This window comes from Fodinibius halophilus (assembly GCF_011059105.1).
GTDB classification, from domain to species: Bacteria; Bacteroidota; Rhodothermia; order Balneolales; family Balneolaceae; genus Fodinibius; species Fodinibius halophilus.
On the sequence record NZ_JAALLS010000070.1, the window covers coordinates 1 to 1083 of the forward strand.

1 protein-coding gene is annotated in these 1083 nt (G+C 36.2%); it reads left to right on the forward strand.

What is annotated here, in order from left to right; all coding sequences use genetic code 11:
- Positions 1-63 precede the first annotated feature (63 nt).
- Entirely contained in the window at positions 64-915 is an 852-nt protein-coding gene (locus G3569_RS18210) for a hypothetical protein (protein ID WP_165271513.1), read from the forward strand.
- Positions 916-1083 lie beyond the last annotated feature (168 nt).

Below are 1083 nucleotides of genomic sequence, written 5' to 3' on the forward strand. Positions count from 1 at the left end.
TTCCGGCGCCTGCAGCTGTAGCGCCATGTCGTTAGCTGGCTTAAGAAAATTAAACACCTACTCATGATTCCAGAGGAAAAACTTGAACCATATGTAGAAACTATAAGAAAAGCTGTAATTGAATTATATAATTACTTAGAAGAAGAATGTAATTCTACATCTGATCTAATATTATTTTTGGAAAATGGTCATAAGGCTAATATGCCTCTTCCTGATCATTTACCTTATGTAATTGGGCCAGGAGAAGAATACCATAATGACAAATATAGAGTAGAATTTTATTTGCAATATCTTAATTCAGGAGGCAAAGAGAAACATAGAAAATTAGCCGAACAGGGTGAGATCAAGGACTTAGAAAGGTTTCAAAGATTTTCTCTCTTTCTTGAATTGATGATTTATAGTCATTTATGGGAAAACAAAAAGAATTTAAGAGAACTTAGGCAAATTGCCCGTCTATTAAATGAAAACTCTTATGACTGGGAATTAGAAGTACCTGATTATGGCAAAAGTCAATTTATAGATGAAGATATAAAGCAAGTGTTTTTAAATCATGATTTAGCCGTTGGAGAACTTTTTGATGAGATCTATATCTCTCAAGTTCGAAATGCTTTTGCACATTCAGAATTTTCATTCATGCCGAACGGAGAAGCCATTTTACTCGGCAATTATGATGGAACTGAATTCAAGAACTTGAAACGTATAGAAATTGATCATTGGGAAGATATATTTCTCAAATCAACGATATTTTTTCATGAATTTTTAGTTATGAAGGAAAAGAAGAGAGTTGAGTTGGGTGGAAAAAATCCAACGATTGAAATTGAAATGCCTTCAGAGGATGGAGAAGAGATACGTAAATTGGATATTCATTGGCACGAAGAAGGACAAGCATATTCCTTTAATAAACCAGCCAGCTAACCCGCGCATTAACTCGGACGCACCTCGCTCTCCTACGCTTCAAAACCAAAGCTTCGGTGAGCAGGCCCTTACCCCTCTTGGTTTTAAAACTCATCTTTCGTTAGTTGCTAATTCAACATCAATCCGTGCGCCAGTTATGCGCAATGTCGTTATTTTGCCCGCCGGCCT

Excerpts from the sequence above, each read along its gene's own strand:
- G3569_RS18210 (WP_165271513.1), top strand. The coding sequence starts at position 64 with ATGATTCCAGAGGAAAAACTTGAACCATATGTAGAAACTATAAGAAAA.